This is a genomic window from Stenotrophomonas sp. AG209, assembly GCF_003550055.1.
Lineage (GTDB): Bacteria > Pseudomonadota > Gammaproteobacteria > Xanthomonadales > Xanthomonadaceae > Stenotrophomonas.
On sequence record NZ_QXDB01000001.1, the window covers coordinates 1,804,749 to 1,830,505 of the forward strand.

The following is a 25,757-nucleotide window of genomic DNA, read 5'->3' on the forward strand; positions in this document are numbered from 1 at the left end:
CAATGCTCGACAGCGCCGCTGACGCCGCGCTGCCGCGATCACTCGCGCGGCGGTGGCAGGTGCGGCGCGACCAGGGCAAGCGTGCGCTGCAGCGCGCCGCGGCCATTGCTGACCAGCGTACAACCGGCGCGTGCCATGTCCTCGCGGGCCTGGGCATCGTCGAGCAGGTGCTGCAGCAGATCGCCCACCGCCTGCGCATCCTCGCCGATCAGCAGCGCACCGGCCTCGCGCATGCGCCGGGAGATTTCCGCAAAGTTGTGCAGGTGCGGACCGGTCACCGCCGCCGTTCCCATCGCGGCCGGCTCCAGCAGGTTGTGGCCGCCGATGGCCTGCAGGCTGCCGCCGACGAAGGCGACCTGGGCGCAGGCATAGAACGGCATCAGCTCGCCGAGGGTATCGATGACGAACACATCGGTGGCCGCGTGCGGCCACTGGTCCACGCGGCGGGTCGCCACGCTCCAGCCCTGTTCGCGCGCCAACGCTTCCACCTTCGGGAAACGCTCGGGATGTCGCGGTGCCCACAGCAGCAGCAGGTCCGGATGCTGCTGGCGCAGGCGCCGGTGCAGGTCGATCACCGCCTGCTCCTCGCCGTCATGGGTACTGGCGGCGATCCATACCGGGCGAGCGGCCGGTACCCGCGCATGGAACTGTTCGACGAAGCCCTGCACATCCGGCGTGGCGATGTCGAACTTCAGGTTGCCCAGCGCCTGCACCTGGCCAGGCTCCGCCCCCAGCTGCACGAAGCGCTCGGCATCGTCCTGCGACTGCGCGGCCACGCAGGTGACGGTGCGCAGCGCGCGGCGGATCAGTGCGGCCAGCAACCGGTAGCCGCGCAGCGAACGCGCCGACAACCGGGCATTGAGGATGTAGACCGGAATACCGCGGTCACGGCAGCCGAACAGCATGTTCGGCCACAGCTCGGTTTCCAGGATCAGCGCCAGGCTGGGCTGGAAATGGCCGAGGAAGCGGTTGACGCTGCCCGGCACGTCGTACGGCAGGTAGACGTGGTCCAGGGCGTCGCCCCACAGCGCGCGTACGCGCTCGGAGCCGGTCGGGGTGATGGTGGTGATCACCCAGCGGATGTCCGGGCGCTGCTGGCGCAGGGCATTGACCAGCGGTGCGGCGGCATTGACCTCGCCTACCGAGACCGCATGCAGCCAGACCCGCGGCTGGCCGGTCGGCTGCGGATAGGAGGCGTAGCGTTCATCCCAGCGCCGGAAGTATTCACGGACCCGGAAGCCGCGCCAGACCAGGTGGTACACGGTGATCGGCAGCAGGATGTAGAGCACGACCGAATACAGGCCGCGCAGGATCCATTCGACAGGGTCTTTACGCATGCGGCAAGGATACGGGAGCCCCCGGGGAAAGACACGCGGCCGCCTTGGTAGAATGGACCCATGTCAGATGCCTCCACCGCCGTCCGCCCATCGCTGCGCGATCCGCGCAACTGGCCGATGTTCGCCGCCATGTTCGGCGCCTTCGCCATCGCCCGCCTGCCGTGGATGCTGCAGCGCGCGCTGGGCCGGGGCGTCGGCTGGATCACCTGGTGCCTGCTCGGCAGCCGCCGCCGCGCCGCCGAGGTCAACCTGCAGCTGTGCTTCCCCGAGAAGGACGAAGCCTGGCGCCAGCGCCTGGTGCGCGACAGTTTCGATGCGCTGGGCGTCGGCGTGTTCGAGTGCATCCGTGCCTGGTGGGGCAGCATTGACAGCATCCGCCCGCAGGTACGGATCGAAGGCCTGGAACACCTGCGGCAGATGCAGGCCGAAGGCCGCGGCGTGCTGCTGGTCTCCGGCCACTTCATGACCCTGGAAATGTGCGGACGCCTGCTGTGCGACTACGTCGACCTGTCCGGCATGTACCGCAAGCACAAGAACCCGGTGTACGAGTGGGCGGTGAAGTTCGGCCGCCTGCGCTATGCCAAGGCGATGTTCGCCAACGAGGACATCCGCGCGACCGTGCGCCATCTGAAGAAGGGTGGTTTCCTCTGGTACGCGCCGGACCAGGACATGCGTGGCAAGGACACCGTGTTCGTGCCGTTCTTCGGCCACACCGCGTCGACCATCACCGCGACCCACCAGCTGGCGCGGATGACCGGTTGTGCGGTGATTCCGTACTTCCACCGCCGCGAAGGCGGGAAGTACATCCTGAAGATTGGTGCGCCGCTGGAGAATTTCCCCAGCGAGGATGTGGAAGCCGATACCACACGGGTCAACCAGGCCATCGAGGAGATGGTGCGCGAGGCCCCCGACCAGTACCTGTGGATCCACCGCCGTTTCAAGCGCCAGCCCGGCGGCCGGAGCGATTTCTACAAGTAGATCCACGCCATGCGTGGATGCTCTACATTCGGGCACCGGCACCTACAACGGCCAACGGCACCATGCGTGCGGGTACTCACCCAACGCGCTGGCCAGGCCCGCACGGACCGGATTGGCCAGGATGTACATCGCCTTCTCATGAAGGGATTCATCACTGCGTACGGCGTGATCGTGGTACCCGTGCTGCCACAGCGCCCCTCGCCGCTCCAATCGCCGGTTCAGCAGCCGACTGCTGCGCGACTTCAGCAGGGCCATGCACTCGGCCAGGGTTTCGCTGCGCAGCTCCATCAGCCAGTGCAGATGATCGGGCATCACCACCCAGGCGAGGCTGTGGCTGATACCGCGGCGCTCAACGAAGCGCAGGCAGTCAACCAGGATCGCCACGTTGGCGGCGTCGGCGAAGAGCGGTTCGCGTCCAAGGGTTGCCGTGGTCAGTGAATACACGTTCCCGGATCGGGAAAATCGACCGTAGCGGAGTCTGGGGCTGGCCATGCCTCCAGCGTGCGCGACCGGTGAGGACACCGATAGTGGAGATGTCGCCGTGTTCGGGTCGGGAAAGCCCCATCCACGCATGGCGTGGATCTACTGATCGGCGCCATGGTTGATCCCTGCCATGCGCGGGTGCGCGGTCACTTCAGCGGCGGGGAATCATCTGCGTCGCGGGCCAGCAGGCTGCCGGCGAACAGGGCCGCCAGCAGCACGGTCAGGCCACCCCAGAACGCGGAATAGAACGCCAGGTGTGTATTGAGCGGGAACACCGTGACCGCCAGCGCCAGCATCGCCGGTCGGGCGCGGTCACGCGCGGCCGGCGGAGCATAGCGCCAGGCCCGCCAGGCCTGCGCCACTGCCGCCAACCACAGCAGCAGGCCCAGCACGCCGGTCTCGGCAAGGATTTCCAGCACGATCTGGTGGGCGTGCAATGCCGGTTGGTTGCCCCACACGGCGGGGCCTTCGTCGGCCACGCAGGCCGGATACGCATCGCGGAAGCCGCGCGCACCGACACCGTTGACCGGATGCTCCTCGATCATGCACACGGCCGCGGTCCAGATCCGCGCGCGTCCCGAAAGCGCTTCGTCAACGCCCTGCCCGTCTTCGTTCCATGCCTGGGCCGTGCGCGCAACACGCTCGCGCAGCTGCGGCACGCCCACTGTCAGTGCGGCCGTGCCCAGCGCTGCCACCAGGGCAAGCAGGAGCAGCCGCTTCCAGCCGAACTGGCGCACGCCGCTGTAGGCCAGCACCAGTGCAAAGGTGATCCACGAGGCGCGCGAACCGGCCAACAGCAACACGCATCCCAGTGCGGCAGCGGCCAGCAGCCACCCCGCGCTGCCGAACCGCCGCGCCATCGGCAGCAGCAGGAACGGTGACAGGCTGGCCAGCACCTGGCCGAATTTCAGGTTGCACGGCCCGAGCGCGCCGCTGAGGCGGTCGGCCAGCGCGGCTTCGTCGGCCGGGCACAGCGCGTGGCCACTCACGGCCAGCTTCAGTTGTTCCAACGACCAGAACCATGGGCTGGTGCCGGCCAGCGCCTGCACCAGTGCGTCCAGCGTCCACGCGCCGGTGATCAGTGCCAGGCCACCGAAGGTCAGCCGCCGCCGTTCCGGTGTGGCCACCGCGATCGCCACCAGCCACATGAAGGGCAGGTAGCGCAGTCCGGCAGCGGCCTTGGTCCACGAGGCCGACGGATCGATGGCATCGATGGCCGAGAACGCCTGCGGCAGCCAGTAGCCAAGGAACAGGATCGAGGTCAGCGCCCAGGCTGCCGTGCTCAACAGGTGCGGGCGGCGCTGCAGCCGGCGCATGACCATGCGCGCGGCGGCATAGAGCGCGCCAAGGCCCAGCACGGTTTCGGCGATGCCCGGCAACGGCCACATCGTCACGTACGCCAGCACCCACCACGGCGCCCAGCGCCCGGCACGGTCGTCGCGCACGATGGCAGCGGGGTCAGCCGGCGAGATCGGCATAGAGGCGGAGGGTATCGCGCTGCATGGCCTGCAGGGTAAGCGGGATGCGGGTCGGCAAGGACGGCGGCTGCGCCAGCAGGGCCAGCGCACGTTCACCCAGCGCGCGCGCATCACCGAGCGGTACCGCGCCGCTGGGCTGCAGCTGCTGCAGCAGTTCGCCGACGCCACCGTGGTCCCAGCCCAGCACCGGGCGGCCGACCGACAGCGCCTCGACCACGGTGCGGCCAAAGGCTTCCGGCTTGTCCGACAGCTGCAGCACCAGATCGCTGGCGGCGTAAGCCTGGGCGATGCGTGCGGTCGGCGTGCTGATCTGTACGGCCTCGGCCACGCCCAATGCCGCAGCCTGGCGGCGCAGCTCAGCCACATAGGCCTCGCGCCCGGGTTCGTCGGTGCCCAGCATCCACAGCTGCGCAGGCACGCCGGCGGCACGCACGTCGGCCAGCAGCTGCAGCGCGTGGGCGTGGCCCTTCAGCCGGGTGCCGCGCCCGGGCAGCAGCAGCAGCGGGCCTTCAACCTGGGCCAGCCAGGGGTAATCGGCCGCCAGGGCCAGCCGCGGGCGACGGTCGGCACGCGCTACGCGTGGGAACTGGCCGACATCGACACCACGGGGAATGACCTGCAGTTTCTCTTCCGGCACCGTCGGGTAGTGGCGTTGCACGTAGGCGCGCACGGTATTGGACACGCAGATCACGCGTTCGCCGCTGGTCATCACCGCGCTGTAGCGGCTGGGCGAATTCAACCCGTGCACGGTGGTCACCCAATGCGGGCGCTGTGCGGCGGGCATGGCGCGGATCGCGTACAGGCCCAGCCAGGCCGGCAGCCGCGAACGGGCATGCACGATGTCCGCGCCAACCTCGGCAAACAGCCGGCGCAGGGTCGGCAGGTGGCGCAGGGTCAGCAGCGACTTGCGGCCAATGTCCAGGGTGAGGTGCTCGGCACCGCTGTCCAGCAGCGGCTGCACCAGGCGGCCGCCCGCGGATACGACCAGCGCGCGATGGCCGGCGGCAACCAGGGCCGCAGCAATTTCAAGGGTCGAGCGCTCGACACCGCCGGAGTGCAGCGCCGGCAGCAACTGCACCACGGTCAATCGGCGCATCGAAGGGGCCGCCGTTTAGTCGGCCAGCACGAACACGGAACCGCAGTACGGGCACTGCGCTTCGCCGTTGGGCTCGTCTTCGATCGGCAGGTACACGCGCGGATGCGAGTTCCACAGCGCCATTTCCGGGGTCGGGCAGCTCAGCGGCAGATCGCTGCGGTGCACGGTGTAGCGCTTCTCGGCGTTGGCGGGCGCGGTGGCGGTATGGCTCATGGCGGATGTCGGTGAACGGGTTGCGAGGCCTGTGATTCTAGCATCTGGGCCGCACCGACATTGCGCCGCAACGGGTCTTCGCATGCACCCGTCGATGCCGCACACCGCCCCGCCGCACGCCGGGCGGCGGCGCCAAGCGGGATTTCGCGGTGGTTCCGGCAGGTTCGCTCGCCGGAATCGCCTCCAGCGATATTTCCCGCATTTGGATCGAACTAAATGGCACTTGTCAGCGCGCGGCGGCTGTTGCAGGATCGGGCCAGGTCGCACCCCGACCCCTCCAATCCGACCCGATCGCATGGCCCGCCCCCACCGGACCGGCATCGCCTCTTCCACTGCCAGCCTGGCGGGCGGAGCGATGCTGTCCGTGGTGTCCGCCGATGCGGGTTCTGCCCGCCGCCAGCCCTTCCGGGAGACCCTTGCATGACCCTGTCCGATCCGCGCCGCGCCCTGCTTCCACTCGCCCTGGCCCTGGCCTGTGCGACCACTGCGATGCCGGTGCTGGCACAGGGGCTGCAGACCTCGTTCGAACCGGGCGAACCTGCCCCGACGCAGGCCGCGGGTGCACTTCAGGTCACGATCGGCAATGGACCGGCCGCCCCCTACACCGCCAAGCGCAACGCCGGCTACAGCGGCCTGCATGCACTGCACTACAGCAGCGAGGGCGGCAGCGCGCGGCGCGAACTGTTCAAGGCCGACCTGCCCATCGAGGCCGATACCACCCTGTCCTGGCTCGTGCTGCCGGAGATCGTCGGCAAGGACACCGTCGCCTCGACCTATGTCTCGCTGGACCTGCTGCTGGACGATGGCAGCCGCGTTTCGGCCGGTGCGGCGCGGGACCAGCATGGCGTGGCGATCGGCGCACGCGCGCAGGGCGAGTCGAAGACGCTGTACCCGCAGCAGTGGGCACGCAAGGCGGTGCGGCTGGGCGACGTACCCACGCTGAAGGGTCGCCGCGTGGTGGCGATCGAACTGGAGGTGGCCAGTGCCGAGGGCGCGCCGGTCTCTGGTTGGATCGACGATGTGCGCCTGGACGCACAGCCGAGGCAGCAGCCACAGCGCGTCTCCGACTGGGTGCTGACCACCCGCGGCACCCAGGCCAACGGCACCTTCTCGCGCGGCAACAATTTCCCGGCCACGGCGGTGCCGCACGGGTTCAACTTCTGGACCCCGGTGACCGATGCCGGCGCACTGAACTGGCTGTACCGCTGGAACGAGCAGAACGATGCGCAGAACCGTCCGCAGCTGCAGGCGCTTGCGCTGAGCCACCAGCCCAGCCCGTGGATGGGCGACCGCCAGACCTTCCAGGTGATGCCCTCGTCCAGCCGTGGCGCGCCGGACGCCGACCGCCGCAAGCGCGCGTTGTCGTTCGACCGCAGCCATGAAAGCGCGCGCCCCTACCGCTACGACGTGCGCTTCGACACTGGCATCGCCGCCGCCATCGCGCCGACCGATCATGCCGCGTTGTTCCGCTTCGACTTCCCCGAGGACGGTGACGCCAACCTGTTGTTCGACAACGTCGATGCGCGTGGCGGCCTGACCCTGGACGCCGCCACGCAGACGCTGTCCGGCTACACCGATACGCGCAGCGGCCTGTCCAACGGCGCCAGCCGCATGTACGTGGTGGCCAGCTTCGACAAGCCCTGGCGCAGCAGCGGCCGTCTCGACACCGGGCGCCCGACCGGCTACATCAAGTTCGACGCCGGCAGCGACCGGCGGGTGACGATGCGCATCGCCACCTCGCTGATCTCGCTGGAGCAGGCGCGGCACAACCTGGCACTGGAGATCGCCGCCACCGATACGCTGGAGAGCGTGGCCGGCCGCGCGCAGGATGCATGGGACGCGCGCCTGGCCCGCTTCGACATCGGCGATGCCAGCGACGACCAGAAGACCACGCTGTACTCCAGCCTGTACCGGCTGTACCTGTACCCCAATTCCGGCCACGAGAACGCGGGCAGCGCGGCCGCACCGGACTGGCGCTACGCCAACCAGGCCAGCGCCAGCGATGACAACACCGAAGGCAGTGCGAGCCGCAGCTTCACCGGCGTGCGCGATGGCAGGGTGTTCGTCAACAACGGCTTCTGGGACACCTTCCGCACCACCTGGCCGGCCTATGCACTGTTCACGCCCGACGATGCCGGGCAGATGGTGCAGGGCTTCATCGAACAGTACCGCGCCGGTGGCTGGATCGCGCGCTGGTCGTCGCCGGGTTACGCCGACCTGATGGTCGGCACCAGCTCGGACGTGGCCTTCGCCGATGCGTGGCTGAAGGGCATCGGCGGCTTCGATCCGGCCGAGGCCTATGCCGCCGCGCTGAAGAACGCGACCGTGGTCCCGCCCGACCGCCATGTCGGCCGCAAGGGCATGGACCGTTCGACCTTCCGTGGCTACGCCAGCGCGGACGTGCACGAAGGCATGTCGTGGACGATGGAAGGCGCACTCAATGACTTCGGCATCGCCAACATGGCCGATGCGCTGGCCAGGCGCGCCGCAACGCCGGCTGCACGCGAGCGCTACAGCACCGAGGCCGACTACTTCCGCTACCGCGCCGCCAGCTACGCGACGATGTTCGATCCGGCCGCCGGCTTCTTCCAGGGCCGCACTGCCGATGGCCATTGGCGCGTGGACGCCAAGGACTACGACCCGCGCGTGTGGGGCCACGACTACACCGAATCCAATGGCTGGACCTTCGCCTTCACCGCCGCCCACGATGGCGAAGGCCTGGCCGCACTGTACGGTGGCCGCGACAAGCTGGCGGCGAAGCTGGATGCGTTCTTCGCCACGCCGGAAACCGCGGACCCGGCACTGGCCGGCTCCTACGGCGGCACCATCCACGAGATGACCGAAGCGCGCGACGTGCGCATGGGCATGTACGCGCACAGCAACCAGCCGGCGCATCACATCCCGTGGATGTACCTGTACGCCGGGCAGCCGTGGAAGACCCAGCAGCATGTGCGCGAGATCCTGGCGCGGCTGTACGTCGGCAGCGAGATCGGTCAGGGTTATCCAGGCGACGAGGACAACGGCGAGACCTCGGCGTGGTACGTGCTGGCCTCGCTGGGCCTGTATCCGCTGCGCATGGGCGCGCCGGAGTACGTGATCGGTTCGCCCGCCTTCCGGCACGCACGGGTGGAACTGCAGGGCGGCGCGGTGCTGACCGTGAACGCGGCCAACAACTCGCGTCAGAACGTCTACGTGCAGTCGCTGAAGATCAACGGCCAGCCCTGGACGAAGACCTGGGTGCCGCACGCGCTGATTGCCAAGGGTGCGACGCTGGACTTCGTGATGGGGCCGCAGCCGTCGCGCTGGGGCAGCGGCGTGGATGACGTGCCGCGCTCGCTGACCGCGCGTGGCCAGCGCCCGCAACTGCTGCACGACCTGCTCGGCAGCGGCGCGAAGGCAACGCTGGCCGATGGCCGCGCCCTGCCGGCGCTGGTCGATGACGACGCGGCCACCAGCGTCGGCCTGGGCGACGGTGCAACCATCGCGCTGACCGGCCTGAGTGACGGCACGCCGACGATGTACACGCTGACCAGCGGTGACGGCCGCATCCAGGGCGGTGAGTGGGCGCTGGAAGCGCGCAACGGCAGCGGCCGCTGGGCCGTGCTCGACCAGCGCAGCGGCGAAGCCTTCGAATCCGCCCGCCAGACCCGTCCGTTCCGCATCGCCAAACCCGGTCGTTACAGCGAGTACCGGCTGCGCCTGGCCGCACCGGGCCGGCTGCCGCTGGCGGAGATCGAACTGTTGGCGCCCAGCGCCGTACAATGAGCCCTATGCGCTACCGTCTGTTGCCTCTGGCCCTCGTTGCCCTTTCCTTCTCCAGCTTCGGCCAGACCCAGGCCTTTGATGCGCAGCTGACCCGCGACGGCGTGACGCTGAACTACCAGGACGCCCGTGGCGCCCTGGCCGCGCCGCAGCGCAAGCGGGTGATCGATACGTTCTACTTCGCCTACCTGCGCGAACGTGCGGACTTCCACCCGGCCGCGCCGTCGATGGTGCGCATCGTGATCGATCCGGCCTACACCGGGATCGCATTCGTCGGCGACAAGGACCAGGCGGCGACGATCACCATCAACCCGGGTTGGCTGGCGCAGCACCCGAATGACATCGACCTGGTCACCCATGAGGCCATGCACATCGTGCAGGGCTATCCGGGCTATGGCGACGCGCGGGTACCGGGTTGGCTGGTGGAAGGCATCGCCGACTACGCACGCGACCGCTACGGCATGGACAATGCCGCGGCCGGTTGGGCACTGCCGGGCAAGGTCGAGAAGGGGCAGAACTTCGACAGCGGCTACCGTGTCACCGGCGCGTTCCTGAAGTGGGCCGACACCGAACACCCGGGCCTGGTGCTGGCGCTGGACAAGGCCCTGCGCGACGGCCGCTATGCACCGGCGCTGTGGCAGAAGCACACCGGCAAGGCACTGCCGGCGTTGTGGGCGCAGTACGCCAAGCCGCGTTCCGACGCACCACCGCCGGCCCCGGCACGCCGCGGCAAGCGGCACTGACACCCACGCACCACACGTTCGCCGGGCATTGCCCGGCGCTACCGCATCGCGGCCTCAGCGCGACTGCACGAAACCTGCGTAGAGCGCGAACAGCTGCTGGAAATACCGCCGGGTCACTCGATTGCGCATGACACTTTCGCCGATGGGGAGGTGGTCGGGCCCAGGGTGGGAAGGCCGGTCCGGTCCCTTCCCACGGCCGGGCCGCGTGGGCGTATTGGGCCGCAATGGCGTTGCAGAGAAATGACCGGGCTGCGTAGCGCGTGTGGCACAGCCCGGTGGTAGAGCCGGCCGCTGGCCGGCTGCCGTCGTGCGCCTGGACGTCATCGGGGTTGCCGGCCAGCGGCCGGCACTACCCGTTTCCGCTGCGCGGAAACAGAAACGCGCCCCGGAGGGCGCGCTTCTGCAGCTGGAATCGGAAAGAAGGCTTACGCCTTCTTTTCCGCTTCCAGCTGCTTGCGGATCTGCGCATCGACCGCGGCGATCGCGGTCATGTTCAGGATCCGGCGCGAGGTCGCGCTGGTGGTCAGGATGTGCACCGGCTTGTTCACGCCCATCAGGATCGGGCCGATCGCCACGCCGTCGGTGAACACGCGCACCAGGTTGTAGGCGATGTTGGCCGCTTCCAGGTTCGGCAGCACGAACAGGTTGGCGCGGCCCTGCAGGGTCGAGCCCGGCAGCAGCTTCTGGCGCAGCGCTTCATCCCACGCGGTGTCGCCCTGCATTTCGCCATCCACGTTCAGACGCGGGTTGCGCTTGAGCAGCAGCTCGCGCACCTGGCGCATCTTCAGCGCGTCCTTCGAATCATGGCTGCCGAAGTTGGAGTGCGACAGCAGCGCGACCTTGGGCTCGATGCCGAACAGCTTCATGCGGTAGGCCGCCTGCAGGGTTGCTTCGCACAGCTGCTCGGCGGTCGGGTCTTCCTGCACGTGGGTATCGACGAAGAAGAACACGCCCTGCTGGTTGATCACGCCGGTCATCGCCGAGGTCGAGGTGACCTTCGGCTCCAGCGGCAGCACGCTGCGCACGTAGCCCAGCTTCTTGTGGAAGCGGCCGACGATGCCGGTCAGCATCGCATCGGCTTCGCCACGCGCCACCATCACCGCCGCGATCAGGGTCGGGCGCGAACGCATCAGGTTCTTCGCCGCGGCCACGGTCACGCCACGACGGCCGGTCAGGCCGTGGTAGTACTGCCAGTACTCGTTGAAGCGCGGGTCGTCGTTGATGTTGGTGACTTCAACGTTCTCGCCGATCTTCAGGCGCAGGCCGAGGCGCTCGATGCGCGATTCGATCACTTCCGGGCGGCCGATCAGGATCGGGTGCGCCAGGCCGTCATCGACCACGTTCTGCACCGCCTGCAGCACCACTTCCTCTTCGCCTTCGGCGTACACCACGCGCTGCTTGTCGCTGCGCGCGCGGTCGTAGACCGGCTTCATCATCAGGCTGGTGCGGTAGACGAACTGGGCCAGCTTGTCGCGGTAGGCGCCCATGTCCTCGATCGGGCGCGAGGCCACGCCCGAGTCCATCGCGGCCTGGGCCACGGCGGCCGACAGCTCCACCAGCAGGCGGCGGTCGAACGGACGCGGGATCAGGTATTCACGGCCGAAGCTCGGGGTGTCGCCGCCGTAGGCCGAGCCCATGTCGGTGGCGGCGCGGCGGGCCAGTGCAGCGATGGCACGCACGCAGGCGATCTTCATTTCCTCGTTGATCGCGGTGGCGCCCACGTCCAGCGCACCACGGAACAGGTACGGGAAGCACAGCACGTTGTTGACCTGGTTCGGGTAGTCCGAACGGCCGGTGCCGATGATCGCGTCCGGACGCGCGGCGCGCGCCAGTTCCGGCATGATTTCCGGGGTCGGGTTGGCCAGCGCGAAGATCACCGGATCCGGCGCCATGGTCTTGACCATGTCGGCAGTCAGGATGCCCGGCGCCGACAGGCCCAGGAAGATGTCCGCGCCGTCGACGATCTCGGCCAGGGTGCGCTTGTCGGTGTCGCGCGCATAGCGCTGCTTTTCCGGGTCCAGGTCGGTACGACCGGTGTGGATCACGCCCTCGCGGTCGAAGGCCAGGATGTTCTCCGGCTTCAGGCCCAGCTGCACCAGCATGTTCACGCAGGAAATGCCGGCCGCGCCCATGCCCGTGGTCGCCAGCTTCACTTCCTCGATCTTCTTGCCGGTGATCGCCATGGCGTTGAGCACCGCCGCGCCGACGATGATCGCCGTGCCGTGCTGGTCGTCATGGAACACCGGGATCTTCATGCGCTCGCGCAGCTTGCGCTCGACCACGAAGCATTCCGGCGCCTTGATGTCTTCAAGGTTGATGCCGCCGAAGGTCGGCTCCAGCGAGGCGATGATGTCGACCAGCTTGTCCGGGTCGGTCTCATCGACTTCGATGTCGAACACATCGATGCCGGCGAACTTCTGGAACAGCACGCCCTTGCCTTCCATCACCGGCTTGCCGGCCAGCGCGCCGATGTTGCCCAGGCCCAGCACCGCGGTGCCGTTGGAGATCACCGCCACCAGGTTGCCGCGGGCGGTCAGCTCGCTGGCCTGCTGCGGGTCGGCCTTGATCGCTTCACAGGCGTACGCCACGCCCGGCGAATACGCCAGCGACAGGTCGCGCTGGGTCAGCATGGGCTTGGTAGCGGAAACCTTGATCTTTCCCGGCGGGGACATCCGGTGGTAATCGAGGGCGGCCTGTTTGAAATCTTCGTTGGACATCGATGTGGGTTACATGAATGGGCAGAAGGGACAGGGGATGATACCCCCGTTGGAGCGTCTGGACCTGTCGCTATCCTGTCGCAGGCATGCTGCGACCGCACAATTCCGTGCCGTATGCGACGGTACCGCGACACCAGCTTCGGCGCTGCCCATGACAGCCATGGGACGCCCTGAAACGCCGCGGGGCCGTACCACTGTCGTGACCGGCCCCGCGGTACCACACACCTGGATCAGCCCTTGGCCGGCAGTGCCTCGGGCAGCGCATCGACCGGCGGCGGCAGTTCGCTTTCGCGGCCATCCAGCGCCAGCTTCAGGCGGTTGCGGTCCAGCGCGCCTTCCCAGCGCGAGACCACCACGGTGGCCACGGCATTGCCGATGAAGTTGGTCAGCGAGCGGCACTCGCTCATGAAGCGGTCCACGCCCAGGATCAGCGCCATGCCGGCCACCGGCACTTCCGGCACCACGGCCAGGGTGGCGGCCAGGGTGATGAAGCCGGCACCGGTGACGCCGGCCGCGCCCTTGGAGCTGAGCATGGCGACCAGCAGCAGGGCGATCTGGTGGCCCAGGGTCAGTTCGGTGTTGGTGGCCTGGGCGATGAACAGCGCCGCCAGGGTCATGTAGATGTTGGTGCCGTCCAGGTTGAACGAGTAGCCGGTCGGGACCACCAGGCCCACCACCGACTTGCTGCAGCCGGCGCGTTCCATCTTCTCCATCAGCGACGGCAGCGCCGACTCCGACGAGGAGGTGCCGAGCACCAGCAGCAGTTCGGCCTTCAGGTAGCGCGCCAGCTTGAACACCGAGAAACCGCACAGGCGGCAGACCAGGCCCAGGATCACCGCGACGAACAGGAACGCGGTGAGGTAGAACGAGCCCACCAGCCAGGCCAGGTTGATCAGCGAACCGACGCCGTACTTGCCGATGGTGAAGGCGATCGCACCGAAGGCACCGATCGGGGCGGCCTTCATCAGGATGTGCACCAGCTTGAACACCGGGGCGACCAGCGCCTCCAGGAAGTTCAGCACCGGCTTGCCCTTCTCGCCCACCATCGCCAGCGCGATGCCGAACAGCACGGCCACGAACAGCACCTGCAGGATGTTGCCATCGACGAAGGCGCTGAGCAGCGTCTTCGGGATGATGTCCATCAGGAAGCCGACCAGGGTCAGGTCGTGCGACTTCTCGACGTAGCTGTGCACCGCGGTCTGGTCCAGCTCGGCCGGGTTGATGTTCATGCCGGCGCCGGGCTGCACCACGTGCGCCACGATCATGCCGACGATCAGCGCCAGCGTGGAGAAGAACAGGAAGTACGCCATCGCCTTGGCGAACACCCGGCCCACCGTGCGCAGGTGGGTCATGCTGGCGATGCCGGTGACGATGGTCAGGAAGATCACCGGCGCGATGATCATCTTCACCAGGTTGATGAAGGCATCGCCGAGCGGCTTCATCTTCTCGCCGATCAGCGGCTCGTAGTGGCCGAGGATGGCGCCCAGGACGATCGCCACGATCACCTGGAAGTACAGCTGGCGATAGATCGGCAACGGCTTTGCAGGCACCGGTGCTGCGGTCGGGATGTGCATGGCGGACTCCGGAAGGGGCGTTTTCAGGCACGTACGGCCCCGGGACTGCACGGGAACCGTTACCGTGGAAACTGATCGCAGGCCCTGTGCAGCACGCACAGGGGGTGCGACCAATGGACGCCTTTGTACGCGCCAGGCACGCCGGCGCAGATAACCTATTGGTACTAGCCCCCCGGTTCAGGTGGCACAGGTGCCTACACTGGCGCCGCACCGCCCGATACCGGGGAGGCTGGTGGCCCGGGCTGAACGGCTGGGCGAGTCTTTGCGAAAGTTCCGGCCCTCGCGGCCGTTGATGTCCTGTCCACACGCAATCTGAGAGAGCCGCACCCAACATGCGCCCGAATCCCACCTTGCTGGCCCTGTCGCTGGCCGCCCTTCCCGCCTTCGCCTCGGCCGCCGATTTCGACAACTGGCCGACCAAGTACACCTTCGGTGATGGCACCGAGCTGGCGGCCACCGCCAACATCGCCTACGACTACAACGACTTCTCCTCGGCCAGTGGCCTTGAGGACGACGATGCCGTGCGCCGCAAGGAATTCGGCGCGACGCTGAAAAAGAAGGGCGTCTACGATGCGATGGTCTACTACGACTTCCAGGCCGATACCTGGCTGGACGTGTTCGTGCGCTTCGAGAGCAAGGCCTTCTTCGGCCGTGACGTCGGCCGCTTCCGCTTCGGCTACATGAAGACCCCGGTCGGCCTGGATGCGAACACCTCTTCGCGTGCCGGCAGCTTCCTGGAAACCTCGCTGCCGGTGCAGGCCTTCTACGAAGGCCGCCGCACCGGTGTGGAGTGGGTGCTGGAGCGCCCGCAGTACCTGCTGCAGGCCGGCGCCTATGGCGGCAAGGACCTGCAGGGCGACAACCCCGGCACCACCCAGGCCGTGCGTGCGGTGTGGACGCCGGTGAAGGCACCGGGTGATGTGATCCACCTGGGCCTGGCCTACTCGCAGGAAAACCCGCGTGGCTACAGCGATGGCCGCGACGTGCACCACGAGGCCAGCGCCCGCCTGCGCGCGCGCCCGGAAGCCGGCCTGACCGACATCCGCTACGTCGATTCCGGTGCGCTGGTCACCGCCGACCAGATCCGCCGCACCGGCCTGGAAGGCATCTGGATCCGCGGCCCGTTCTCGGTGCAGGCCGAAGCGCTGCGCGCCACGGTCACCCGTCATGACGGCAAGCCCGACTACACCGGCAGTGGCCAGTACGCGATGGCCAGCTGGGTGCTGACCGGCGAATCGCGCCCGTACAACGCCGGCGCGGTGGCCAACATCAAACCGGCGCACAACTACGGCGCGGTCGAACTGGTGGCACGCTACAGCCGCCTGGATCTCGATGACGGCGACATCCTCGGTGGCCGCCAGCATGACCTCACCCTGGGTGCGAACTGGTACCTGACCAGCCACTTCAAGTTCCAGGCCAACTACGTGAAGGTCGACGCCAGCCGTCGTGGTGTGCACAGCACGCCGGAGATCTTCGAACTGCGCGCGCAGATGCACTTCTGACCCCTTCCACGTCAGACCCCGGCGGGCGTGCACGCCACGCCCGCCGGCCCTGCGTAGACTGCCGCCATGTACTGGCTCAGCCGCCATCGGATGCTGTTGCTGACGATCCTGGTGATGGTCGGTGGCACCGTGCTGTGCGCGGTCGCCGCTGGCCACTACGCCTGGCGGCGCGCGCTCGGCGAGGAAAGCAGCCAGGTGCAGCGCCAGCTGCAGTTGTACGGCCAGGGCCTGCAGCAGCGCATCGACCGCTTCGGCACCTTGCCGCAGGTGCTGGCGCTGGACCCGGATCTTCTGCACGCACTGCGCGTGCCGCCCTCGCCCACCGAACGGCAGCGGCTGAACCTCAAGCTGCAACGCGCCAATGAAGTCACCCGTGCTTCGACGCTGACCCTGGTCGGCCATGACGGCGTGGCGGTGGCGGCCAGCAACTGGGACCAGCCGACCACCAATGTCGGCGAGAACTACAGCTACCGCCCCTACTATCGCCAGGCGCTGGCGAAGGGCCGTGGCCGCTTCTACGGCATCGGCATGACCACCGGCGTGCCCGGCTATTACCTTTCGCAGGCCATCGAAGAAGACGGCAAGCGGCTGGGCGTGGTGGTGATCAAGGTCGAGCTGTCCGCGCTGGAACAGGAATGGTTGAGCAGCCCCGACGTGGTGCTGGCCAGCGACGACCACGACGTGGTGTTCCTGGCCAACCGTGACAGCTGGCGTTACCGGCTGCTGCGCCCGCTGGGCGCCGATGAACGCCGCGAGATGCTGGACGCCCGCCAGTACGCCGACCGCACATTGCAGCCGCTGCGCGCACGCACCGAAGACGTGCTGGCCGACGGCGGCCGCATGGTGCGCCTGCTGGATCCAGCGCTTCCGCAGCCAATGCTGTGGCAAAGCCTGCCGCTGCCCGCCGAAGGCTGGAACCTGCACCTGCTGCACGACGCCAGTGCCGCCACCGCTGCCGGCCGCGCCGCGGCACTCACCGGTGGCGCCGCATGGCTGGCGCTGGGCTTCCTGGTGCTGTTCGTGCAGCAGCGCCGGCGCCTGGCCAAGCATCGCCTGCGCAGCCGCCGCGAGCTGGAAACCCTGCTCAAGCAGCATGCACAGGAACTGCGCACCGCGCAGGATGGCCTGCTGCAGGCCGCCACCGATGCCGACAGCGGCCTCAGCCGCAGCCTCGAACACCTGCCCCAGGGCGTGGTGGTGATCGACCGCGAACTGCGCCTGGTCGCGTGGAATTCGCGCTATCTGGAACTGTTCCGCTTCCCGTTGGACCTGGTACGCGTGGGCCGGCCGATCGAAGACCTGTTCCGCTTCAATGCACGCCGTGGCCTGCTCGGTCCCGGCCCGGTGGACGAGGCCATCGAGCGCCGCCTGAACCACCTGCGCAGCGGCCGCCCGCACATGCGCGAAAGCGAGAAGGACGACGGCACGGTGCTGGAGATCCGCGGCAATCCCCTGCCCGATGGCGGCTTCGTCACCAGCTACGCCGACATCACCAGCTACAAGAACGCTGCGCGCGAACTGCGCTCGCTGGCCGATGCACTGGAACACCGTATTGCCGAACGCACCCACGATCTGGACGAAGCACGCCGCGAAGCCGAACAGGCCAACCGCTACAAGACCCGCTTCGTGGCCTCGGCGGTGCACGACCTGCTGCAACCGCTCAATGCGGCGCGCATGTTCGTCTCGGTGCTGCGCGGCAAGCTGAGCGACCCTGCGCAGCAGCAGACCAGCGATCACATCGACGCTGCATTGGCCGCGCAGGACGCGATTCTCAACAGCCTGCTCGACATTGCGCGGCTGGAATCGGGCAGCCTGCCGACCCGTGTGCAGGCGTTCCGGCTCGGACCTTTGCTGCAGACGCTGGCGCGCGAGTTCGGTATCGCCGCGCACTCACGCGGCTTGGTGGTCGACTGGATCGATACCGATGCGGTGGTGGTCAGCGACGAAGCACTGCTGCGGCGCATCCTGCAGAATTTCCTGTCCAATGCACTGCGCTACAGCGAACGCGGCCGCGTGCTGCTCGGCTGCCGTCGCCGCGAAGGCATGCTGTGGATCGAAGTGCACGATCAGGGTCCCGGCATTCCCGACGCGTTGCAGAGCGAGATCTTCGAGGAGTTCCGCCGCCTGCACGACGGGCAGCAGCGCGGCGCCGGCCTTGGCCTGGCCATTGTCGACCGCATCGGCCGCCTGCTGGGACATCCGATCCGGCTGCGCTCGCAGCTGGGCCACGGCAGCGTGTTCGCCGTAGGCGTGCCATTCGGTGAAGCCAGCGCGATTCCCGCTTCTGCACCCGCGCCGGTACTGGTGCAGGAACCGGCCGCGGACAATCCGCTGCGCGGGCGCCGGGTGTGGGTGATCGACGACGATCCCCACGTCTGCGCAGCCAGCCGCGCGTTGCTGGAGCGCTGGGGCTGCGAGGTGATGCTGGCCGATGGCCCGCAGGCCGCGCTGCAGCTGGCCAGTACCACGACCGTGCCGGAGCTGGTGCTGCTGGATGTGCGCATGGGCGATCACCACGGCCCGGTGCTGTACGAGACGTTGGCGGAGCTGTGGCAGGCACGCCCGCCAGTGGTGCTGGTCACCGCCGAACGCGATGCGGGATTGCGTGAGATGGCCGCCGAGCGTGGCTGGGGAATGATGGCCAAGCCAGTGAAGCCGCCGGCGCTGCGGGCGCTGATGAGTCAGTTGCTGGTCCGGCATCGCGGGTGATTCCAGCCAACGGCACAGCCCCTCGTGGGTGGTGTCTGGTTGCTCGTGAAAAGCAAAAGCCGTGGGTGGGCCGGTCGGGTTGGGTGCGCGGGGGACGCCGTGAATCCATCCCTGGAGGCTTGGCAGCCGCATCCATGCGGCTGACACCCCCGCGAACCCAACCCGACCGGCCTCTGACAGATTTCGGTGGCCTGCCACCCACGGAGAAGAAAAAGAAGATCAAAAGCGGATCGCGCGCTGCGCTTGCTCGTGTAAAGCCGAGCCCATGCTCGGCTTCGCGGACCGGCCGCAAAGCAGCCGAGCGTGGGCTCGGCTCTACAAAAGGCAGCCTGCCAGGCTGCCTTTGCTTTTGATCTTCCTTTCTCTTCCGTGGATGGATGCGCACGGAACCTGTCCGTGGCCGGGCAGGTGGGCTGCGCAGGGGCGTGAGCCGCATGGATGCGGCGACCGAGCTTACATGGACGTACTTGCAGCGGCCCCTGCGCAGTCCACCTGCCCGGCCTCACTCATGAACTACTCTACGTGTCCACCCACGAGGGGCTTCGCCGTTGGCTGGAAACTACAACCCGATGCCGGCGTCGCCCTCGGGCTCCAGCGCCTTCACCAGCACTGCCGCCTGCGTTCGGCTATGGCACTCGAGCTTCTTCAGGATCGCGGTGACGTGCACCTTCACCGTGTTCTCGGCCAGCCCCAGCGTGTAGGCGATCTGCTTGTTGAGCAGGCCATCGGCCAGGCACAGCAGCACGCGGAACTGCTGCGGGGTCAGCTGGGCTAGGCGGCTGGCCAGCAGTGCGTCGGCCTCCGAGCGTTCGGCGGCCATCGCCGGGAACCACAGGCCACCATCCAGCACCGTCTGCACGGCCTCGCCGATGGTCTCCGCCGGGGCAGACTTCGGGATGAAACCGGCCGCGCCGAACTGCTGCGCGCGGCGGATCACCCGCGGATGGTCATTGGACGAGAGGATCACCACCGGAATGTCCGGATGCGAGCCACGCACGTGCAGCAGCGCGGAAAAACCATGTGCACCGGGCATGGTCAGGTCGAGCAGCACCAGGTCCACATCCGGCTGCGCGTCGAGCGCCTCAGCCAATGCCTCAGCGCTGGCGACCTCGCGTACCTGCGCCAGCGGCAGGCTCTGTCGCAATGACTGCACCACCGCCGAACGCAGCAGCGGGTGGTCATCGGCGATCAGGATGGTGTATTCGCTCATGCCGCCATTGTACGGGCAGGCCGCCGCGTCAGCGCCCTGCCGGCTCCACGCTGCTGCGCCAGGCATCAAGGAACTGGCGGCGCTTGAGCGCATCCAGGTACACCAGCAGGCCCGGGCCGAGCTGGATCGGACGACGGCTGCGGCCGGGCGCATCGTCGCCACGTGCGTTGCCGGTCACGATCGGCATCAGCCGCGCCTCGCGCGACAGCACCTGCTGGCCACGCGGTGACAGCAGGTAATCGAGGAAGCGCCGGGCTTCTTCCGGGTGTGGGCCGGTACGCGGAATCACCGCGGTGCGCAGCACCACCAGCGTGTAGTCCTCGGGCTCGACGATGGCCAGCGGCGCGCCGGCATCGACGCGTGCCTGCGCATAGGAGCCGAGCACGTTGTAGACCAGCGACAGCTGGCCGCTGGCCACCTTGTCCAGCAGTACGCCGGTGCGCTCCTCGCGGACCACGTCGTTGTCGCCGAGCGCACCCAGCAACGCGCCGGCGATGCTGCCACGCTGCGCATCCTGGGTCGCCAGCAGGTAGCCGACACTGCTGCGCTCGATGTCATAGGTGCCGACCTTCCCGCGCAGCGGTGCGCCCTCGGCGCGCAGCCGGTCCAGCAGCTGGCGGCGCGTGTGCGGCACCTTCGCCGACGGCAGTGCACGGGTGTTGTAGACCATCACCACCGGCTCGTAGCTGATGCCGAACGCCTCGTTGCGCCACTGTGCCCAGGCCGGCAGCGCAGCGGTCTGCGCCGAGCGATGTGGCAGCGCGTGGCCATCGTTGACCAGCTTGGTCTGCAGGTCCATGCCGCTGGAGATCAGCAGGTCCGGCGATGCCTGCCCGGCACGATCATGCAGGTACCGCGCGTACAGGTCCTGGGTGATGATGTCCTCGTACACCACCTCGGTGCCCGGGTGCAGGCGCTGGTAGTCGGCGATGACCACCGCGAACACTTCGATGTCGGTGGTGCCGTGGATGCGCAGCTGCGCGGTGGCGGCTCCCTGCGCAGGGAAACGGCGCACATCGCCCGGTGCGGCCAGCACCGGCAGGGCCAGCAGCAGGGCAACGGCCGTGGCGAACAGGCGGATCATGAACTGCTCCGGGGCAGGCGGATGGTGGCGATCAGCCCGCCCTGCGGGCGGTTGCTGAGGTCGATGCGGCCGCCATGGCTGTCGACCACGCGCTTGACGATGGCCAGGCCTAGCCCGGCACCGCCGGACGGCGCGCCTTCGCCACGCGCGAAGCGTTCGAACACGCGTTCGGCATCGGCGGCCGCGATGCCTGCGCCATGGTCGGCGATGGTCAGCACGGCCTGCCCGCCTTCCACGGTCAGCGCGATCTGCAACGGGCCCTCGCCGCCATACTTCAATGCGTTGTCGACCAGGTTCTTGATCGCCTCGCGCAGCAGCAGTGCATCGCCGTGCACCTGTACGGGTTCGGCGGTCATCGCCAGTTGCACACGCGGCGCAGGGGCGGCCTGCGGCAGCGCTTCATGCAGGGCCTGGTGCACGGTCTCGGCCAGGTCCACTGCAGCAAAGCGCTGCAGGTGCGAACGATGGATCACGCTGGCATCGCTGAGCAGCTGGTTGAGCAGCCGGCTCATGTGGGTGGCGTTGCGCTCGATCGCCTGCAGGCTGCGCCGCATGTCCTCAGGATCGTCGTCGTCCAGCGCCAACTGCGCCTGTGCACGCAATGCCGCCAGTGGCGTACGCATCTGGTGTGCGGCCTCGGCCATGAACGCGCGCAGTGTCTCGTTGCTGCTGGACAGGCGCTCCATGAAGCGGTTCAACGCGGCCACCATCTGGTCCATCTCACGCGGCACGCGGGCATCCAGCGGCTTCAGGTCGGAAGGCTCCCGTCGCGACAGCTCGCGTTCCACCCGCACCAGCGGACGGAATGCGCGATGCACGCCGAAGGCCACCAGCGCCAACAGCAGGCCGGACAACACGCCGATCGCCAACAGCGCGCGATTGACCATGTCCTGCGCGACGGCTTCCCGCGCGCGCCGGGTCTGGCCCACCTGCACCTGTACCTCGCCCTGCGCCGAGGCAGCGGCGAAGCTGCGGCCGACCACCACGAAGCGCACGGTCTCACCGCTGTAGGGGGCGTCAAACAACTGCGGCTGCGTGCCGGGCCGGCGCGGCGGTGCCGGCAGATCGCCGTAGCCGGTGATCAGGTTGCCGCGGTTGTCGGCCACCCGGTAGAACACGCGGTCTTCCGGCGCCATCGCCAGCAGGTCCAGCGCCGCATACGGCAGATCGACCTGCCACTGGCCATCGACCAGGGCCACCGAATCGGCAATGGACAGCGCCGAGGACACCAGCAGGTGATCGTAGGATCGGTTGGCGGCGCGCTGGCCATAATCGCGCGCGGCAAACAGCAGGGCCACTGCGAACACCGCCAGCAACACGCCGAGGTAGAGCAGCAGCGTGCGCCGCAGCGAACCTGGCGCGGCCGTTGCAGCGCGCATGTCAGCCATCGGCGTCGGCACTGGCGTCGCTGGCTTCCAGCAGATAGCCCACGCCACGCACCGTAGTGATACGCAGCGGTGCGCCGGCCAGCTTCTTTCTCAGGCGGCCAACGTACAACTCGATGGCATTCGGGCCCGCTTCGTCATCGAAGCCGAACAGGCCGTTGCCGATCTCGTCCTTGCCGACCACCTGGCCAAGGCGGCCGACCAGGATCTCCAGCAGGCGGTATTCGCGGTTGGGCAGTTCGATCGGTTCGCCGTCGAGGCTGACCCGGTGCGCAGCATTGTCGAACTGGAAGCCGCCGATCTGCACCACTTCGCTGGCCTGGCCGCGCGCACGCCGCAGCAGCACGCGGCAGCGCGCTTCGAACTCGCGGAAATCGAACGGCTTGCCCAGGTAGTCGTCGGCGCCGACGTCCAGCGCCTGCACGCGATCTTCGATGCCATCGCGCGCGGTCAGCATCAGCACGGGCGTGCTGTCGCCGCGCTCGCGCATGCCGGCCAGCACACGCAGGCCATCGAGCTTGGGCAGGCCGATATCCAGCACCACCAGGTCGAAGCTCTGGTAGCGCAGCACGCTGGCGGCGGCCAGGCCATCGGCCTGCCAGTCCACGGCATGCCCGCTGCGGCGCATGCGGCGGATGATCGCATCGGCCAGATCCGGGTTGTCTTCGACCAGCAGCAGGCGCATGGGCACATGGGTGGGAGGGGAAACGAATGCTACCGCATGCCGCCGCTGCACTTGCCGGGCGTGGCCCAGTGAGCGCAGCGGCCGGTTTTACGCTGCACCGCACAAACCGTTGACAGGACGATGACAGCTTGCCCGACCCAGACTGCGGCCGCGCACCGTCCGGTGCCCACGTTTGCCGCGCGCCTGGCGCGCACCTGGGAGGGTTTGTGGAATTCACGTTTGCCTGGCGGCGTCCTGCCGCCATGATGGCTCTGGCTGCCCTGTCGGCGCCGGCCTTCGCCGCCGAAGACGACCGTCCGGTCACTGCCACCCTCGGTGGCCGCCTGCACCTGGACTTCGCCACCTTCGACAACGACAACCGCGGTACGCCGAACAAGGACGACACCGAGATCCGCCGTGCCTGGGTCGATGTGTCCGGCAAGTTCTTCGTGGTCGACTACAAGCTGGAAGCCGACTTCTCCGGCGACCGCGTCGAGGCCAAGGACGTGTACCTGGCACGCAGCTTCGGCAAGGCCGGCAAGCTGACCGTCGGCCAGTTCAAGCAGTACTTCTCGCTGGATGACCGCACGAGCTCCAACTACGGCAGCTTCCTGGAGCGCGGCAACGCCGGCACCACGCTGGCGCCGCTGTACCGCCTGGGTGCGTCGTGGCAGGCCAACCCGGGGGACTTCACCTGGGCCGCCAGCCTCTACAGCCTGGAGAGCATCGACGCCTGGCAGGTGAAGGGCCGCGCCGCCGGTGGCCGCGTCACCTGGGCACCCTCGCCCAGCGATGGCGACGTGCTGCACCTGGGCCTGTCGCTGGCCCGCGAGGCTTATGACAACCCGGGCGCGAATGGCGTTCCGGGCCTGAAGATCCGCCCGCGCCCGGCCGGCCACCTGTCCGACGAGAGCCGCCTGACCCTGGTCGACTTCTCCGCCGGCCGCGATACCGACGTCAACAAGTGGTCGCTGGAATATGCACAGGTACGCGGCCCGCTGTCGTGGCAGGGCGAATTCAGTGGCGCCACCTTCGATGACGGCGCCCAGCGTGGCGACGTGATGGCGGCCTACGGCATGCTCAGCTGGTTCGTCACCGGCGAAAGCCGCGCCTACGACCGCAAGACCGGCCGCTTCGCGCGGATCAAGGACATCCGCCACAAGGCCGGTGCCTTCGAAGTGGCGCTGCGCTATGACCAGATGTGGGGCGCACAGCACCTCGACGGTGCACCCGACCTGCGCCGCGGCAGCACCGAAGCGTGGACGCTGGGCGGCAACTGGTACCTGCGCGACAACCTGCGCTTCATGCTCAACGTGATCGAAAGCCGCAACCGCGACCGCCTGGCCGGGGTCACGGTGGACCGCACGCGCGCGGTCACCGGCCGCCTGCAGTACGACTTCTAAGCCCGGCATCCCGGGCACGCCGCCCGGGCCCCTTCCACTCCCCCACGTCCTGTTTTCGCAAGGAGTCCGCAGATGATGCTGAGCATCCTCGGCTTTGGCATGGTCATTACGTTCATGTACTTGATCATGAGCAAACGCCTGTCGCCGCTCGTCGCCCTGATCACCATCCCCATCCTGTTCGCGCTGATCGGTGGCTTCGGCGCCGGCATCGACGAGATGATGCTGGAGGGCATCAAGAAGATCGCGCCGACCGGCGTGATGCTGATGTTCGCCATCCTCTACTTCGGCGTGATGATCGACGCCGGCCTGTTCGATCCGCTGGTGCGGGTGATCCTGCGCTTCGTCAAGGGCGATCCGATGAAGATCGTGCTCGGCACCGCGGTGCTGGCGATGCTGATCTCGCTCGACGGCGATGGCTCGACCACCTACATGATCACCGTCTCGGCGATGCTGCCGCTGTACCAGCGCCTCGGCATGAACGCGCTGAACATGACCTGCGTGACCATCCTCGCCGGCGGCGTGATGAACCTGACCCCTTGGGGCGGCCCGACCGCACGCGCGGCCACCGCGCTGCACGTGGACCCGGCCGATGTGTTCGTGCCGCTGATCCCGTCGATGGTGATCGCCTGTGCCGGCGTGCTGCTGCTGGCCTGGTACCTGGGCCTGAAGGAACGCCGTCGCCTCGGCGTGGTGACCCTGCCCAAGGGCGGCAGCTGGATGGACAACAGCGTGTCCGACGACAGCAACCCACTGCCGACCGTGGAAGACGCCGAGGACATCAAGCGCCCGAAGCTGCTGTGGGTGAACCTGGCCCTGACCGTGGCGCTGATGACCGCGCTGATCATCGGCGTGCTGCCGATGCCGGTGCTGTTCATGGTCGGCTTCGCCATCGCCCTGGTGATCAACTACCCGAACCTGGCCGAGCAGCGCCGCCGCGTGGTCAACCATGCCGGCAACGTACTGTCGGTGGTGTCGCTGATCTTCGCCGCGGGCATCTTCACCGGCATCCTCAACAACACCGGCATGGTCGAAGCGATGTCGCACAGCTTCCTGGCGGTGATTCCGGAATCGTGGGGCCCGTACCTGGCGGTGATCACGGCCGTGGCATCGATGCCGTTCACCTTCTTCATGTCCAACGACGCGTTCTACTTCGGCGTGCTGCCGATCCTGTCCGAGGCCGCCGGCAACTACGGCATCACCCCGGTGGAAATGGCACGCGCGTCGCTGGCCGGCCAGCCGGTGCACCTGCTCAGCCCGCTGGTGCCGTCCACCTACCTGCTGGTGGGCCTGGCCAAGGTCGAATTCGCCGACCACCAGAAGTTCACCCTGAAGTGGGCCATCGCCATCTCGATGCTGCTGATGGTCGGCAGCCTGTTGTTCGGCCTGTACCCGCTCGCTGCCTGACCCCTTACCAAGGAG

18 protein-coding genes are annotated in these 25,757 nt (G+C 68.1%); 7 read left to right on the plus strand and 11 right to left on the minus strand.

The window, feature by feature from the left end; genetic code table 11:
• Positions 1–38 precede the first annotated feature (38 nt).
• Positions 39–1,337, minus strand: coding sequence for a lipid IV(A) 3-deoxy-D-manno-octulosonic acid transferase (gene waaA, locus DFO63_RS08410; protein WP_049442913.1), 1,299 nt, complete (start codon positions 1,335–1,337; stop codon positions 39–41).
• Positions 1,338–1,397: 60 nt separating this feature from the next.
• Between waaA and DFO63_RS08415 the strand changes: the two genes are divergently transcribed.
• On the plus strand, positions 1,398–2,315 hold the full coding sequence (locus tag DFO63_RS08415; RefSeq protein ID WP_119006761.1) for an LpxL/LpxP family Kdo(2)-lipid IV(A) lauroyl/palmitoleoyl acyltransferase: 918 nt from the start codon (positions 1,398–1,400) through the stop codon (positions 2,313–2,315).
• 42 nt (positions 2,316–2,357) lie between these two features.
• Here the strand turns inward: DFO63_RS08415 and DFO63_RS08420 are convergent, their stop codons facing one another.
• The 4 genes from DFO63_RS08420 to DFO63_RS08435 form a co-directional block, all read right to left on the minus strand.
• A complete protein-coding gene (locus DFO63_RS08420; protein ID WP_049442911.1) occupies positions 2,358–2,807 on the minus strand; it encodes a transposase in 450 nt (149 codons plus the stop codon).
• A gap of 137 nt (positions 2,808–2,944) precedes the next feature.
• Entirely contained in the window at positions 2,945–4,276 is a 1,332-nt protein-coding gene (locus tag DFO63_RS08425; protein WP_049442910.1) for an O-antigen ligase family protein, read from the minus strand.
• Complete coding sequence (locus tag DFO63_RS08430; protein ID WP_049442909.1) at positions 4,257–5,372, minus strand: glycosyltransferase; 1,116 nt, start codon at positions 5,370–5,372, stop codon at positions 4,257–4,259. Before DFO63_RS08430 ends, DFO63_RS08425 begins: the two co-directional genes overlap by 20 nt.
• 15 nt (positions 5,373–5,387) lie before the next feature.
• Complete coding sequence (locus DFO63_RS08435) at positions 5,388–5,585, minus strand: zinc-finger domain-containing protein (protein WP_005410967.1); 198 nt, start codon at positions 5,583–5,585, stop codon at positions 5,388–5,390.
• A gap of 420 nt (positions 5,586–6,005) precedes the next feature.
• Here DFO63_RS08435 and DFO63_RS08440 point away from each other — a divergent pair, with 420 nt between their 5' ends.
• The gene (locus tag DFO63_RS08440; RefSeq protein WP_119006762.1) at positions 6,006–9,350 is read left to right on the plus strand and encodes a GH92 family glycosyl hydrolase; all 3,345 of its coding nucleotides are present in this window, start codon (positions 6,006–6,008) and stop codon (positions 9,348–9,350) included.
• Positions 9,347–10,090, plus strand: a complete 744-nt coding sequence (locus DFO63_RS08445; RefSeq protein WP_049442907.1) for a basic secretory protein-like protein — start codon at positions 9,347–9,349, stop codon at positions 10,088–10,090. The genes DFO63_RS08440 and DFO63_RS08445 overlap by 4 nt, the downstream gene beginning before the upstream one ends.
• 425 nt (positions 10,091–10,515) lie before the next feature.
• On the opposite strand, the gene DFO63_RS08450 is transcribed toward DFO63_RS08445, so the two are convergent.
• Both DFO63_RS08450 and DFO63_RS08455 read right to left on the minus strand, forming a co-directional pair.
• Positions 10,516–12,807 (minus strand): NADP-dependent malic enzyme, encoded by a 2,292-nt coding sequence (locus DFO63_RS08450; protein WP_087923578.1) that lies wholly within the window; start codon positions 12,805–12,807, stop codon positions 10,516–10,518.
• A 230-nt stretch (positions 12,808–13,037) separates the two neighbouring features.
• Positions 13,038–14,381, minus strand: a complete 1,344-nt coding sequence (locus DFO63_RS08455) for a dicarboxylate/amino acid:cation symporter (protein WP_014038427.1) — start codon at positions 14,379–14,381, stop codon at positions 13,038–13,040.
• Between the two features lie 332 nt (positions 14,382–14,713).
• Between DFO63_RS08455 and DFO63_RS08460 the strand changes: the two genes are divergently transcribed.
• Together DFO63_RS08460 and DFO63_RS08465 are read left to right on the plus strand one after the other, a co-directional pair.
• Positions 14,714–15,883, plus strand: a complete 1,170-nt coding sequence (locus DFO63_RS08460; protein ID WP_049442905.1) for a porin — start codon at positions 14,714–14,716, stop codon at positions 15,881–15,883.
• Positions 15,884–15,949: 66 nt separating this feature from the next.
• Complete coding sequence (locus tag DFO63_RS08465; RefSeq protein WP_119006763.1) at positions 15,950–18,592, plus strand: PAS-domain containing protein; 2,643 nt, start codon at positions 15,950–15,952, stop codon at positions 18,590–18,592.
• Positions 18,593–19,151: 559 nt separating this feature from the next.
• Here the strand turns inward: DFO63_RS08465 and DFO63_RS08470 are convergent.
• Genes DFO63_RS08470 through DFO63_RS08485 form a run of 4 tightly spaced genes read right to left on the minus strand, consistent with a single transcriptional unit; the run spans position 19,152 to position 22,956 of the window.
• Positions 19,152–19,802, minus strand: a complete 651-nt coding sequence (locus DFO63_RS08470) for a response regulator transcription factor (protein ID WP_049442935.1) — start codon at positions 19,800–19,802, stop codon at positions 19,152–19,154.
• 28 nt (positions 19,803–19,830) lie between these two features.
• Positions 19,831–20,886, minus strand: coding sequence for an ABC transporter substrate-binding protein (locus tag DFO63_RS08475; protein ID WP_049442903.1), 1,056 nt, complete (start codon positions 20,884–20,886; stop codon positions 19,831–19,833).
• Complete coding sequence (locus DFO63_RS08480) at positions 20,883–22,274, minus strand: sensor histidine kinase (protein WP_101766049.1); 1,392 nt, start codon at positions 22,272–22,274, stop codon at positions 20,883–20,885. Before DFO63_RS08480 ends, DFO63_RS08475 begins: the two co-directional genes overlap by 4 nt.
• Positions 22,267–22,956 (minus strand): response regulator transcription factor, encoded by a 690-nt coding sequence (locus DFO63_RS08485; RefSeq protein WP_014038433.1) that lies wholly within the window; start codon positions 22,954–22,956, stop codon positions 22,267–22,269. The genes DFO63_RS08480 and DFO63_RS08485 overlap by 8 nt, the downstream gene beginning before the upstream one ends.
• Positions 22,957–23,198: 242 nt before the next feature.
• Between DFO63_RS08485 and DFO63_RS08490 the strand changes: the two genes are divergently transcribed.
• Entirely contained in the window at positions 23,199–24,338 is a 1,140-nt protein-coding gene (locus tag DFO63_RS08490; protein ID WP_119006764.1) for a porin, read from the plus strand.
• 75 nt (positions 24,339–24,413) lie between these two features.
• Positions 24,414–25,742 carry a CitMHS family transporter gene (locus DFO63_RS08495; RefSeq protein ID WP_012481220.1) on the plus strand — a complete coding sequence of 443 codons (1,329 nt, stop codon included), beginning with the start codon at positions 24,414–24,416 and terminating at the stop codon, positions 25,740–25,742.
• The last annotated feature ends 15 nt before the right edge of the window (positions 25,743–25,757 follow it).

Bases quoted from the DNA above. Each gene is read 5' to 3' on its own strand.
- waaA (WP_049442913.1), bottom strand. From the start codon at position 1,337: ATGCGTAAAGACCCTGTCGAATGGATCCTGCGCGGCCTGTATTCGGTC.
- DFO63_RS08415 (WP_119006761.1), top strand. From the start codon at position 1,398: ATGTCAGATGCCTCCACCGCCGTCCGCCCATCGCTGCGCGATCCGCGC.
- DFO63_RS08420 (WP_049442911.1), bottom strand. From the start codon at position 2,807: ATGGCCAGCCCCAGACTCCGCTACGGTCGATTTTCCCGATCCGGGAAC.
- DFO63_RS08425 (WP_049442910.1), bottom strand. From the start codon at position 4,276: ATGCCGATCTCGCCGGCTGACCCCGCTGCCATCGTGCGCGACGACCGT.
- DFO63_RS08430 (WP_049442909.1), bottom strand. From the start codon at position 5,372: ATGCGCCGATTGACCGTGGTGCAGTTGCTGCCGGCGCTGCACTCCGGC.
- DFO63_RS08435 (WP_005410967.1), bottom strand. From the start codon at position 5,585: ATGAGCCATACCGCCACCGCGCCCGCCAACGCCGAGAAGCGCTACACC.
- DFO63_RS08440 (WP_119006762.1), top strand. From the start codon at position 6,006: ATGACCCTGTCCGATCCGCGCCGCGCCCTGCTTCCACTCGCCCTGGCC.
- DFO63_RS08445 (WP_049442907.1), top strand. From the start codon at position 9,347: ATGAGCCCTATGCGCTACCGTCTGTTGCCTCTGGCCCTCGTTGCCCTT.
- DFO63_RS08450 (WP_087923578.1), bottom strand. From the start codon at position 12,807: ATGTCCAACGAAGATTTCAAACAGGCCGCCCTCGATTACCACCGGATG.
- DFO63_RS08455 (WP_014038427.1), bottom strand. From the start codon at position 14,381: ATGCACATCCCGACCGCAGCACCGGTGCCTGCAAAGCCGTTGCCGATC.
- DFO63_RS08460 (WP_049442905.1), top strand. From the start codon at position 14,714: ATGCGCCCGAATCCCACCTTGCTGGCCCTGTCGCTGGCCGCCCTTCCC.
- DFO63_RS08465 (WP_119006763.1), top strand. From the start codon at position 15,950: ATGTACTGGCTCAGCCGCCATCGGATGCTGTTGCTGACGATCCTGGTG.
- DFO63_RS08470 (WP_049442935.1), bottom strand. From the start codon at position 19,802: ATGAGCGAATACACCATCCTGATCGCCGATGACCACCCGCTGCTGCGT.
- DFO63_RS08475 (WP_049442903.1), bottom strand. From the start codon at position 20,886: ATGATCCGCCTGTTCGCCACGGCCGTTGCCCTGCTGCTGGCCCTGCCG.
- DFO63_RS08480 (WP_101766049.1), bottom strand. From the start codon at position 22,274: ATGGCTGACATGCGCGCTGCAACGGCCGCGCCAGGTTCGCTGCGGCGC.
- DFO63_RS08485 (WP_014038433.1), bottom strand. From the start codon at position 22,956: ATGCGCCTGCTGCTGGTCGAAGACAACCCGGATCTGGCCGATGCGATC.
- DFO63_RS08490 (WP_119006764.1), top strand. From the start codon at position 23,199: ATGATGGCTCTGGCTGCCCTGTCGGCGCCGGCCTTCGCCGCCGAAGAC.
- DFO63_RS08495 (WP_012481220.1), top strand. From the start codon at position 24,414: ATGCTGAGCATCCTCGGCTTTGGCATGGTCATTACGTTCATGTACTTG.